Source organism: Methylocystis sp. (assembly GCF_021731785.1).
Classification (GTDB): Bacteria; Pseudomonadota; Alphaproteobacteria; order Rhizobiales; family Beijerinckiaceae; genus Methylocystis.
In genome coordinates this window covers 26,040-38,469 of the sequence record NZ_JAKFWS010000012.1, presented here as the reverse complement: position 1 = coordinate 38,469, position 12,430 = coordinate 26,040, and the positions used below count along the sequence as shown (strand labels likewise).

The following is a 12,430-nucleotide window of genomic DNA, read 5'->3' as shown; positions in this document are numbered from 1 at the left end:
GACAATGACCGCGTCGGTTCATCCGTCCAGCGTCGTTGAAGACGGCGCGCGTCTCGGCGCCGGCGTCGTCATCGGACCCTTCTGCCATATCGGCGCCTTCGTCGAGATCGGCGACGGCGCGAGGCTCCATTCCCATGTCGTCGTCAGCGGACGCACGCGTATCGGCGCGCGCGCCAAGATCTACCCCTTCGCCGCCATCGGACTGCCCTCGCAGGACATCAAGGCTGCGCTGGCGGAGGGCGGGCTGACGATCGGCGACGATTGCGTCATTCGAGAGGGCGTGACGATCAACGCCGGCGCGGGGGAGGGGACATGCATCGGCGCGCGCTGCATATGTCTCGCCGCTTCGCATGTCGCCCATGACTGCCGGCTCGGCGACGACGTGATATTGTCCAATCAGGTTCTGCTCGGCGGCCATGTCGAGATCGGGAATTGCGCGATGATCGGCGGCGCGGCGGCGGTGCATCAGAATGTGCGAATCGGCGCGCAGGCCTTTGTCGGCGGGCTTTCGGGAGTCGAAGGCGACGTGATTCCCTTCGCGCTCGCTTCGGGCGATAGCGCCCATCTTTTCGGGCTCAATCTTGTCGGCCTGAAGCGGCGCGGCTTCGCCGCGTCGCGCATTGAACGGCTGCGCCGCGCCTATCGCCTGCTGTTTGCGCGAACGGATGCGCGGGTGCTGAGCGAACGCATCGAAATTTTGTCGCAGGAATGCGACGGCGACGCAGACGTTGCGGCGATCGTCGAATTCCTGCGCGCCCCGTCGACGCGCCCGCTGTGCGCCCCCCCCGCGCGCTGAATGATCATGACGGCGCCGCGCATCTTTCTTGTCGCCGGCGAAGCCTCCGGCGATCAGCTCGGCGCCGCTTTGATGCGCGCCCTGCGCGCCGCGCGCCGCGACATCGCTTTCACCGGCGTCGGCGGCGAGGCGATGGCGCGCGAGGGACTCGCTTCGCTGTTTCCGCTTGAAGACATCGCTGTGATGGGCCTCGTTCCGGTGTTGGCGCGATTGGCGCGCCTTGTGCGGCGTATCGAACAGACGGCGCGCGCGGTCGCCGATCAGGCGCCCGATTGTCTCGTCATTATCGACGCGCCGGATTTCACCCATCGCGTCGCGCGTCGCGTCCGCGCCGCCCAGCCCAAATTGCCGATCGTCAATTATGTCAGCCCGACCGTTTGGGCGTGGCGGCCGGGTCGCGCGCGCGCGATGCGCCACTACGTCGATTGCGTGTTGGCGTTGCTGCCATTCGAGCCGCGCGCGCATGCGCGGCTTGGCGGACCGAGATGCGTCTATGTCGGCCATCCGCTCGTCGAACGACTCGATGAACTGGGGCCGCATCCTCACGATCGCGGCCGTGCGCGATCACTGCTCGTGCTTCCAGGGTCGCGCCTCGCCGAAGTGCGGCGCATGACGCCGATTTACGGCGAGACGCTTGAACTTCTCCTGCGCGAACGCGCTGATTTCGAAGTGGTTATTCCGGTCGCGCCCTCTATGGAGCAGGCTTTGCGCCGCGAACTGCAGGGCTGGCCGATGACGCCGCGTCTCATTGGCCAGGCGGAAAAATTCGCCGCCTTTCGTAAGGCGCGCGCCGCGCTCGTCACGTCCGGCGTCGCGACGCTGGAGCTCGCGCTCGCCGCGGTTCCGATGGCGGTCGCCTATCGGGTCTCGCGCGCTGAATCGCTGCTGCGCTTTCTCGTCAATGTAGACTCGATCGTGCTGCCCAATCTCATTAGCGGCGAGAATGTCACGCCGGAATTCCTGCAGGATCAGGCGACGCCGCGCGCCCTCGCCGAAGCGCTAAGGCCGCTGCTCGGAGAGAGCGCCGCCCGCGACGCTCAGCTCGCCGCTTTCAACCGCGTGCGCGCGCGCCTGCTCGAGGCAGGCCGGGTGCCGAGCGCCCGGGCGGCGGATATCGTCCTTGAATATGCGTCGCGCGGTCGAGCGTAGGGCGATCAGAACGGGATGTCGTCGTCGAGCTGATCGGAGAGCTTGCCGGCAGGGGCGGGACGCCGCTCGCCCGGCCCGCGCTCCATCGGCGAGGAGCGGCCGAACGAGCCGCCGTTCTGGCCATAGCCGCCGCCTTCATAATCGCCTTCGCCACGGCCGCCGCCCTTGCTGTCGAGCAACGTCAGCTCGCCGCGAAAACGCTGCAGCACGACGTCGGTCGCCTTGCGCTGATTGCCGTCCTTGTCGGTGTATTCGCGGGTCTGCAACTGGCCTTCGAGATAGATTTTCGAGCCCTTGCGGCAGTATTGCTCGGCGATCTTGCCCAGATTCTCGTTGAAGATCGATATATTATGCCACTCGGTGCGGTCCTTGCGTTCGCCGGTGTTCTTGTCGCGCCAGGACTCGGTCGTCGCCACCGAAAATGAGACGACGCGATCGCCCGACGGCAGGGTGCGCACCTCGGGATCGCGGCCGAGATTGCCGATCAGGATCACTTTGTTGACGCTGCCCGCCATGTCGCTCTCCACTCAATGAAACGCGTGGCACTCTAGTGCAAAGGCCGGCCGTCTGGCGCGCCGGCGCGCCTTGTCCACAGATGATGCGCCTTCGCGGCGCCAGTGTTCTTTTTTTGTTCTAGCACCCGCCCGCGTCCGCCGCAAGCGGCGTCAATCCGTCGCCACGGCCGTCTCCAGATCGCTCGGATCGAAGCGGCGGGCGAGGCCGGCGGAGAGGCGCGTGCGGTCGAGTTCGCCCTCCCAATGGGCGACGACGATCGCGGCGACGCCATTGCCGATGAAATTGGTCAGCGCCCGGCACTCGCTCATGAATTTATCGACGCCGAGCACCAGCGACATGCCCGGCGCCAGCTGCGGATCGACCGCCGTCAATGTCGCCGCCAAAGTGATGAAGCCGGCGCCGGAAACGCCGCTCGCGCCCTTGGAGGTGAGCATGGCTACGATGAGGATCGTCGCCTGATGCGTCGCGTCAAGCTCGACGCCCATGGCGCGGGCGATGAACAGCGTCGTCAACGTCATATAGATGTTGGTGCCGTCGAGATTGAAGGAATAGCCGGTCGGCACGACGAGTCCGACGACCGATTTCGAACAGCCGAGCCGCTGCAGCTTTTCCATAAGCGCGGGCAGGGCGCTTTCCGAGGACGACGTGCCGAGCACGATGAGCAGTTCGTCGCGCAGATAGGCGATGAGGCGGAAAATGTTGAAGCCGGCCGCGCGCGCGATGAAACCGAGCACAAGGACAATGAAAAGCGCGGCCGTGAGATAGAACAGGCCGACCAGTCCGGCGAGCGACAAAAGCGCGGTCGAGCCGTATTTCGCCACCGTATAGGCCATGGCGCCGAAGGCGCCGATCGGCGCCGCCTTCATCACGATGGCGATGACGCCGAACATGGCGTGGCCGAGATCGTCGATGATGACGCGCAGCGCGCGGCCGCGCTCGCCGAGCGCCAGCAGCGCGAAGCCAAACAGCAGCGAGAACAGCAGAACCTGCAGAATGTCGCCTTTGGCAAAGGCGCCGAGCGCGCTGTCAGGAATGATGTCGAGCAGAAAATCGACGCCGCCGCGCTTTTCGGCGAGCGCGGTATATTTGGCGATTGCCGAAGGGTCGGGCTTGCCGGCGAAACCAGCGCCGACCTGCGAAAGATTGCCAATCAGCAAGCCAAGCGCGAGGGCGAAGGTCGAGACGACCTCGAAATAGACGAGCGCCTTGAGGCCGACGCGGCCGACTTTGCGCGCGTCTTCGATATGGGCGACGCCGGAGACGACGGTGCAGAAAATGATCGGCGCGATCGCCATTTTGATCAGCTTGACGAAGCCGTCGCCGAGCGCCTTCACCCAGTCCTGCGCGGCTGCGTGCGGCGCAAGCCAGCCGAAGAGAGCCCCAAGCGCAATCGCCGCAAGCACCTGGACATAGAGGTGGCGGTAGAAGGGCTTTTTCGCCTGCATAGGGGGCCGCGTTGTCATGCCTCCGCTGATAGGCCGAGCCGGGCGATCCGGCAACCGGCCGCGCCCGGTGGATTTGCGGAGCGGTCCATGGCAGGAAGGGGCGGGCGACCGGCTCCGGCGCCGATCATGCAAGTTCTCACGACATGGCGAGCAGCAACAGAAAATCCGCCGCTGTGGTGGAGAAGGCGTTCTCATCCGACACCCCAACCATCTCCATCCGCGGCGCGCGCGAACATAATCTCAAGAACGTCGATCTGACGATCCCGCGCGACAAGCTTGTGGTGTTTACGGGCCTGTCGGGTTCGGGCAAATCGTCGCTCGCCTTCGACACCATCTACGCTGAAGGCCAGCGCCGCTATGTCGAGTCGCTCTCGGCTTATGCCCGCCAGTTTTTGGAGATGATGCAGAAGCCCGACGTCGATCAGATCGACGGGCTTTCGCCGGCGATCTCGATCGAACAGAAGACCACTTCGAAAAATCCGCGCTCGACCGTCGGTACGGTGACGGAAATTCACGACTATATGCGTCTGCTCTGGGCGCGCGTCGGCGTGCCCTACTCGCCGACGACCGGCCTGCCGATCGAGAGCCAGACCGTTTCGCAAATGGTCGATCGCGTGCTGACGCTTCCGGAAGGCTCGCGGCTTTATCTGCTGGCGCCGGTCGTGCGCGGCCGCAAAGGCGAATACAAAAAAGAGATCGCCGAATACACGAGGAAGGGCTTCCAGCGTCTCAAGATCGACGGCGCCTATTACGAGATCGTCGACGCGCCGGCGCTCGACAAGAAATTGAAGCACGACATTGACGTGGTCGTCGACCGCATCGTCGTGCGCAAGGACATTTCGGCGCGCCTCGCCGATAGTTTCGAGACCGCGCTGGAATTGTCGGGCGGCCTCGCGGTGGTCGAGTTCGCTGATCGACCGTCGGCAGTCGGCAGTGGGCAGTCGGGGAATGCCGGCCGACTGCCGATTGCCGATCAGCCGACTGCCGTCGCGAACGTCTCGACGCATTACGCGCCCGATCACATTTTATTTTCCTCCAAATTCGCCTGTCCGGTGTCGGGCTTCACCATCCCTGAGATCGAGCCGCGGCTCTTTTCCTTTAACAACCCGTTCGGCGCCTGTCCGGTCTGCGGCGGCATCGGCCATGAGCAGAAGGTCGACGCCGATCTCGTCGTTCCGAATCCGAAGCTGACCTTGCGCAAAGGCGCGATCGCGCCCTGGGCGAAATCGACGTCGCCCTATTATCAGCAAACGCTGGAGGCGCTGGCCAAGCACTATAAATTTCGTCTCGACACGCCTTTCGAAGCGCTTTCCGACAAGGCGCGCAACGTCATACTTTACGGGTCTGGCGACGAGGAGGTGCGCTTCTCCTATGACGACGGCTTTCGCGCCTATGACGTGAAGAAGCCCTTCGAAGGCGTCGTCATCAATCTCGAACGGCGCTATCTCGAAACCGACAGCGAATGGGCGCGCGAGGAGATCGGCCGTTATATGTCGGCGACGCCCTGTCTTGCGTGCGAAGGCTTTCGTCTAAAGCCAGAAGCGCTCGCGGTGAAGATCGCCGGCAAACATATCGGCGAAGTCTCGGAGCTTTCCGTGCGCGCCGCGCTCGACTGGTTTCGCGCGCTGCCGGGCGCGCTCGACAAGAAGCGCAACGAGATCGCCTTCCGCATCTTGAAGGAAATTCGCGACCGGCTGACCTTCCTCGTCGATGTCGGTCTCGATTATCTGACGCTGTCGCGCAACTCAGGTTCGCTTTCGGGGGGCGAAAGCCAGCGCATCCGTCTCGCCTCCCAGATCGGCTCGGGGCTGACCGGCGTGCTCTATGTGCTCGACGAACCCTCGATCGGCCTGCATCAGCGCGACAACGACCGGTTGCTAGACACGCTGCGCCGGCTGCGCAATCTCGGCAACAGCGTAATCGTCGTCGAACATGACGAGGACGCGATCCTCGCGGCTGATTATGTCGTCGACGTCGGCCCCGGCGCCGGCATTCACGGCGGCAGAATCGTCGCGCAGGGGACGCCGCAGGAGATCATGGAAAATCCCGCCTCGCTCACCGGCAAATATCTAACCGGCGAGATGCAGGTGATCCTGCGCCATAAATTGCGCAAGCCGACGCCCGGCCGCTGGCTCAAGCTCTTTGGCGCGACGGGCAACAATCTTAAGAACGTGACCGCGGAAGTGCCGCTCGGCCTTTTCACCTGCGTCACCGGCGTCTCTGGCGGCGGCAAGTCGACGCTCATCATCGAAACGCTCTACAAGGCCGTGGCCCGACGGCTCTCCGGGGCGCATGAGCACCCGGCGCCTTTCGATCGTCTCGAAGGGCTGGAGCAGATCGACAAGATCATCGACATCGACCAGTCGCCGATCGGACGCACGCCGCGCTCCAATCCTGCGACCTATACGGGCGCCTTCACGCCTATTCGCGAATGGTTCGCCGGATTGCCCGAGGCGAAAGCGCGCGGCTATGCGCCGGGGCGCTTCTCCTTCAACGTCAAGGGCGGCCGCTGCGAAGCCTGCCAGGGCGACGGCGTCATCAAGATCGAGATGCATTTTCTCCCCGACGTCTACGTCACTTGCGACGTCTGCAAGGGCAAGCGCTACGATCGCGAGACGCTGGAGGTGAAATATCGCGAAAAATCCATCGCCGACGTGCTGGACATGACGGTCGAAGAGGCGGCGAATCTGTTCAAGGCGGTACCGTCGATCCGCGACAAGATGGAGACTCTAAAACGCGTCGGCCTCGACTACATTCATGTCGGCCAGCAAGCGACGACGCTCTCGGGCGGCGAGGCGCAGCGTGTGAAGCTTTCCAAGGAGCTTTCGCGCCGCTCGACCGGCCGCACGCTTTATATTCTCGACGAACCCACCACAGGCCTGCATTTCCACGACGTCGCCAAGCTCCTCGAAGTTCTGCATGAGCTGGTCGAACAGGGCAACACTGTCGTGGTGATCGAGCACAATCTCGAAGTCATCAAGACCGCCGACTGGATCATCGATATGGGTCCGGAAGGCGGCGATGGCGGCGGCGAAATCGTCGCTGCGGGGCCGCCGTCGGAGATCGTCAAGGAGAAACGCAGCCACACCGGCCGCTATCTCGCCGAAGCGATGGCGAGAAGACCGCCAGCGGCCGAAGAGCCCGCAAAACGCAAGAAGGCGCGTTCGCTTTAGAAGCGTTTCACGGCCAACGCTAAAGACGTCAGCCCTTCAACGGCGCGGGGCGTTCGTCGCGTTCCGCATCGGAACCGCGAAGCGCAGCGTCGTCGCCGGCTCCGGCCTCCTCAGCGGCGCGTTTCTTGCCGGCTTCGAGAATGTCGCGCTCAGGCCGCGGCAGCACCGGTCCTTCCGGGAAGACGAAGCCGAGCGATTTCGTCCCGCTGTCGTCGCCAACGACGACGACGCGCACCGCGCCGCCGTTCTTAAGGCGTCCGAACAGCACCTCATCGGCGAGCGGCGTCTTGATGTGCTGGTGAATGACCCGCGACATCGGCCGCGCGCCCATGGCTTCGTCATAGCCGTGTTCGACCAGCCAGTCGCGCGTTTCGTCGGTGAGTTCGATCGTGACATTGCGGTCGGCGAGTTGCGCCTCAAGCTGCATGATGAATTTGTCGACGACGCGCTTGATGACATCGACCGGCAGATGGCCGAAGGGCACGATGGCGTCCAGGCGGTTGCGGAACTCCGGCGCGAAAAGGCGGTTGATCGCCTCGCTGTCGTCAAGATCGCGGCGCGTGCGCGTGAAGCCGATCGGCGTGCGCGCAAGGTCCTGCGCGCCGGCGTTCGTCGTCATGATGAGAATGACGTTGCGGAAGTCGATGGTCTTGCCGTTGTGGTCGGTCAGCTTCCCGTGATCCATCACCTGCAGCAGGATGTTGTAGAGATCGGGATGCGCCTTCTCGATTTCGTCGAGCAGCAGCACGCAATGCGGATGCTGGTCGATCGCGTCAGTCAGCAGGCCGCCCTGATCGAAGCCGACATAGCCAGGAGGCGCGCCGATCAGCCGGCTCACCGTATGGCGCTCCATATATTCCGACATGTCGAAGCGAACCAGTTCGATGCCGAGCGAGGTCGCGAGCTGGCGTGCGGCTTCCGTCTTGCCAACGCCGGTCGGCCCGGAGAAGAGGTAGCAGCCGATCGGCTTCTCCTGATCGCGCAGGCCGGCCCGCGCCAGCTTGATCGCCGATGTGAGCGCGGAGATGGCCTTGTCCTGACCATAGACGACGCGCCGCAGCGTCTCGTCGAGATGCGCGAGAACTTCGGCGTCGTCCTTGGAGACCGTCTTTGGCGGCACGCGCGCCATCGTCGCGATCGTCGTTTCGATCTCCTTCAGCCCGATCGTCTTTTTGCGCTTGTTCTCGGCGAGGAGCATCTGCGCCGCGCCGGTTTCGTCGATCACGTCGATCGCCTTGTCGGGGAGCTTGCGGTCATGAATGTAGCGGGCCGAGAGCTCCACCGCCGCCTTCAGCGCGTCGCTGGTGTAGCGGATCTTGTGAAACTCCTCGAAATAGGGCTTCAGCCCCTTGATGATTTCGATAGCGTCGGGGATCGAGGGCTCGTTCACGTCGATCTTCTGGAAGCGGCGGACGAGGGCGCGATCCTTTTCAAAATACTGCCGGTATTCCTTGTATGTGGTCGAGCCGATGCAGCGCAAAACGCCCTGCGCCAATGCCGGCTTCAGAAGATTCGAGGCGTCCATCGCCCCGCCGGAGGTGGCGCCGGCGCCAATCACGGTATGAATCTCGTCGATGAAGAGAATCGCGTTCTTGTGATTCTCGATTTCCTTCACGACCTGCTTTAAACGCTCTTCGAAATCGCCACGATAGCGCGTCCCGGCGAGCAGCGCGCCCATGTCGAGCGCGAACACCGTCGCCCCGGCGAGAACCTCCGGCACCTCGTTCGAGACGATCTTGCGGGCGAGGCCTTCGGCGATCGCGGTCTTGCCGACGCCGGGGTCGCCGACGAGCAGGGGATTGTTCTTCTGCCGGCGGCAGAGAACCTGAATCGTGCGCAGCACTTCCGACTCGCGGCCGATCAGCGGGTCGATGCGGCCGTCGCGCGCCTTTTTGTTGAGGTTGACGCAATAGGCTTCGAGCGCGCCTTCCTTCTTGCGGCTCTCGCTGTCACGGCCCTCGCGGCCGTCGCTGCGCTCGCCGTCGTCCTCGACCCCGCGGGGGGCGCGGCTCGCGTCCGAAAGGCCCGGGCGCTTGGCGATGCCGTGACTGATGAAATTCACGGCGTCGTAGCGCGTCATGTCCTGCTCCTGCAGGAAATAGACGGCGTGGCTTTCGCGCTCGGCGAACAGCGCAACGAGAACATTGGCGCCGCTCACGTCTTCGCGGCCGGACGATTGGACGCTGATGATCGCCCGTTGAACGACCCGCTGGAAGCCCGCGGTCGGCTTGCATTCGTCGGCGTCTTCGTTGACGAGATTGTCGAGCTCGCGATCGATATAGTCGCGCAGATTCTTGGTCAGCAGGTCGAGATCGACGGAGCATGCCCGCAGCACGGCCGACGCGTCGACATCCTCCACGAGGCTCAGCAGAAGGTGTTCGAGCGTCGCATATTCATGGTGACGCTCACGAGCTGAGGCGAGCGCGCGGTCCAGAGTCTGCTTCAGATTGCGCGAGAAGGTCGGCATGCGCTCGTCCTATTTCTTTTCCATGATGCATTGCAGAGGATGCTGATGCTTCCTTGCAAAATCCATGACCTGGGTGACTTTGGTCTCCGCGACCTCGTAAGTGTAGACGCCGCACTCGCCGACGCCGTGATTGTGAACGTGGAGCATGATGCGCGTGGCCTCCTCCAGCGATTTATTGAAATATTTGCGCAGCACCATCACCACGAACTCCTGCGTCGTGTAATCGTCGTTCAACAGCAGCACCCGATACATATTGGGCTTGCGCGTGTGGGGGCGCGTTCGGGTGACAAGCGCGGTGCCAGCGCCGGGACCAACGTCGCCCCCCTTGCGCGGCTCCCTCGCCGCACGAGGCGCGCGCCGAACCTTCGCCAAAAAATGAGCTAAATCCTCCGCCGCCACGTCCTTACCCTTTCGGTCCTTTCCATGTAGGTCGGCACAGTGGTTCTTTTAGGTGTCGCCTCGCAGAATCCGGGCCACTTCCATGGGGAGGGAAATCAAGCACATAATAGTTTTGAGCTTTCGCCGCGGCTTTGCAAGGGGCTGCGCGACGAGCCGCCGTCCCATTCCTGGCCCGAACAGGCCGTCAACCAAAAATTTACCCTCGCGGGAATAGCGTCGCTACCGCTAACCCTCAGGCTCATTCGTGCGTCCAATCGACGAGCACAGCCGTTCAAGCCGACACCGCGCCGGACTGCCGACGGGCACATGGAGTCTCGCGGCGCTGTCGGTCGCCGCTTGTTTGTGCAGCGTGCTTGGCGCAAAATTGCTCTCGAGCCTTTTCGAGCCACCCGGCGCCCCGGCTCCGGCCCGCTTTTCCCGAGGCGCTGAAGCAGATCTGCGCGGTTCCGCCGGATCGGCGCCGCAAAGCGAGGCGCCGGCGCCCAGCGAGCGGAGCGGCGCCGACGTGGACTATCTGACGACAGGATCGATACCAGACAGGACGAAAGGGCGCCCGACTCTGACGCCTTGCGGCGAAGCTGCCGACCGGTAGCTATTGCCGGACGAACATTAGAGCGCGGGCGCGAAGCACGACTCGCTTTTTCGCCTAAAGCGCGCTCTATGCTTTGAGATCACTACCGTGATCCCCTTTGCGCGATTCCGCAAATATGCAGCGCGATCTAGTGGGCGTCGGCGGATTCGCACATATATTCATTGACAATCCGGCGATTGCCCTTAAAGCATTCCCGTGGCTATCGCCCGCGCTTCTTGGCGGCGGACTGTCGGCGGGCCGGATAGCCGTCGCAGCGGCGGCGACCTTTCTCTCAATATTCGCGCGCGCTTTTTGCGGCTGGCGCGCAAGCGGACTATCCGCATACGTGAGCCGTACTCAGGAAAATTGATGACATTCGAGGAACTGGGCCTTTCCCAAAAGGTTCTCCAAGCCGTCCAAACATCCGGCTATACGACCCCAACGCCAATTCAGGCGCAGGCCATTCCACCCGCCTTGCAGGGGCGCGACATTCTCGGCATCGCCCAAACAGGAACCGGCAAGACCGCCGCATTTACCCTGCCGATGCTGAGCCGTCTGGAAAGCGGGCGCGCCCGCGCGAGGATGCCGCGAACGCTCATTCTGGAGCCGACGCGCGAACTGGCCGCGCAAGTTGAGGAAAGCTTCGCCAAATATGGCAAGAATCATCGGCTGAATGTTGCGCTGCTGATCGGCGGCGTCGCCTTTGGCGATCAGGAAGCCAAGATTATGCGCGGGGCCGACGTGCTGATCGCGACGCCGGGCCGCCTGCTCGATTTTTTCGATCGCGGCAAACTGCTGCTCACCGGAATTGAAATTCTCGTCATCGACGAGGCGGACCGTATGCTCGACATGGGTTTCATTCCCGACATCGAGCGCGTCTGCAAGCTGGTGCCGTTCACGCGCCAGACGCTTTTCTTTTCTGCGACGATGCCGCCGGAAATCACGCGGCTGACCGAAGCTTTCCTGCACAATCCGATCCGCTGCGAGGTGTCGCGCGCTGCGACGACGGCGATCACGATCAGGCAGATTCTCATCGCCTCGCGCGGCCATGCCGACAAGCGCGAGACGTTGCGTAATCTCATCCGCAGCGCTGAAAACTTCAAGAACGCGATCATTTTCTGCAACCGCAAACGTGACGTAGCGATCCTCCACCGGTCCCTCGTCAAGCACGGCTTTTCCGCCGGCGCGCTGCACGGCGACATGGATCAGCTGGCGCGCATGGCGTCGCTCGACGCGTTCAAGAACGGCGATGTGTCGCTCATCGTGTGTTCGGATGTGGCGGCCCGCGGTCTCGATATTCCTGACGTAAGTCATGTGTTCAACTTCGACGTCCCGACGCACAGCGAAGATTATGTGCATCGGATCGGCCGCACCGGCCGCGCCGGCCGGTCGGGCGTGGCCATGACGCTCGTCACTGAGGGCGATATGAAATATATCGACCAGATTCAGAGCCTGATCGGCAAGGCGATCGACTGGGAGGGGCCGGGCTTCGACGCTCTGCCGCCGCCGATGGAGACGATCCGACCGCAGGAACGCCGCGGCGGCGAGCGCCCCGATCGCGGGCAGCGTCGGGATCGCGGCCGCAGGCCGGCCGTCGAGCGCGAAGCGCCGATCCGCAGACCAGAGGCCTCAGAGCGTGAAGCGCCGATCCGCAGACCAGCGGCCGCCGAGCGCGAAGCGCCCGTCAGCATCGGCCGGCCGCGCGGAGGCCGCCCGAAGCCGGAAGCGGAACGCTTCCGATCTCCAGCCTGTGCGGCGCCGGCCGCCGAGCGCCGCGAGCGCCAGCCGCGTCGGTACGAGGACGAAGGGCCGCCCGTCGTCGGACTCGGCGATCACGTGCCTTCGTTTTTGCTGCGTCCGGTGGCGTTGAAGCCGGCGAAGGTCGGCGAGGAATAGGTCTTCGCCGTCGAGCCT

At 63.7% G+C, this 12,430-nt stretch carries 8 protein-coding genes; 4 read left to right on the top strand and 4 right to left on the bottom strand.

All coding sequences use genetic code 11. The features are described from left to right. Positions 1–4: 4 nt before the first annotated feature. Complete coding sequence (gene lpxA, locus QZ964_RS02265; protein ID WP_292528420.1) at positions 5–796, top strand: acyl-ACP--UDP-N-acetylglucosamine O-acyltransferase; 792 nt, start codon at positions 5–7, stop codon at positions 794–796. A 6-nt stretch (positions 797–802) separates the two neighbouring features. Continuing rightward, entirely contained in the window at positions 803–1,945 is a 1,143-nt protein-coding gene (gene lpxB / locus QZ964_RS02260; protein WP_292528580.1) for a lipid-A-disaccharide synthase, read from the top strand. Positions 1,946–1,950: 5 nt separating this feature from the next. Here the strand turns inward: lpxB and ssb are convergent, their stop codons facing one another. Both ssb and dctA read right to left on the bottom strand, forming a co-directional pair. After that, positions 1,951–2,460: a single-stranded DNA-binding protein gene (gene ssb, locus QZ964_RS02255; protein WP_292528418.1), complete on the bottom strand. Its 510-nt coding sequence runs from the start codon at positions 2,458–2,460 to the stop codon at positions 1,951–1,953. Positions 2,461–2,610: 150 nt separating this feature from the next. Further along, complete coding sequence (dctA, locus tag QZ964_RS02250; protein WP_292528416.1) at positions 2,611–3,906, bottom strand: C4-dicarboxylate transporter DctA; 1,296 nt, start codon at positions 3,904–3,906, stop codon at positions 2,611–2,613. 143 nt (positions 3,907–4,049) lie between these two features. Here dctA and uvrA point away from each other — a divergent pair, with 143 nt between their 5' ends. Continuing rightward, positions 4,050–7,079 carry an excinuclease ABC subunit UvrA gene (gene uvrA, locus QZ964_RS02245; RefSeq protein ID WP_292528414.1) on the top strand — a complete coding sequence of 1,010 codons (3,030 nt, stop codon included), beginning with the start codon at positions 4,050–4,052 and terminating at the stop codon, positions 7,077–7,079. 28 nt (positions 7,080–7,107) lie between these two features. On the opposite strand, the gene clpA is transcribed toward uvrA, so the two are convergent. Further along, the gene (gene clpA / locus QZ964_RS02240) at positions 7,108–9,546 is read right to left on the bottom strand and encodes an ATP-dependent Clp protease ATP-binding subunit ClpA (protein WP_292528413.1); all 2,439 of its coding nucleotides are present in this window, start codon (positions 9,544–9,546) and stop codon (positions 7,108–7,110) included. A 9-nt stretch (positions 9,547–9,555) separates the two neighbouring features. Then, the gene (gene clpS, locus QZ964_RS02235) at positions 9,556–9,918 is read right to left on the bottom strand and encodes an ATP-dependent Clp protease adapter ClpS (protein ID WP_292528412.1); all 363 of its coding nucleotides are present in this window, start codon (positions 9,916–9,918) and stop codon (positions 9,556–9,558) included. Between the two features lie 967 nt (positions 9,919–10,885). Between clpS and QZ964_RS02230 the strand changes: the two genes are divergently transcribed. Next, positions 10,886–12,412, top strand: coding sequence for a DEAD/DEAH box helicase (locus QZ964_RS02230; protein ID WP_292528410.1), 1,527 nt, complete (start codon positions 10,886–10,888; stop codon positions 12,410–12,412). Positions 12,413–12,430: the final 18 nt, after the last annotated feature.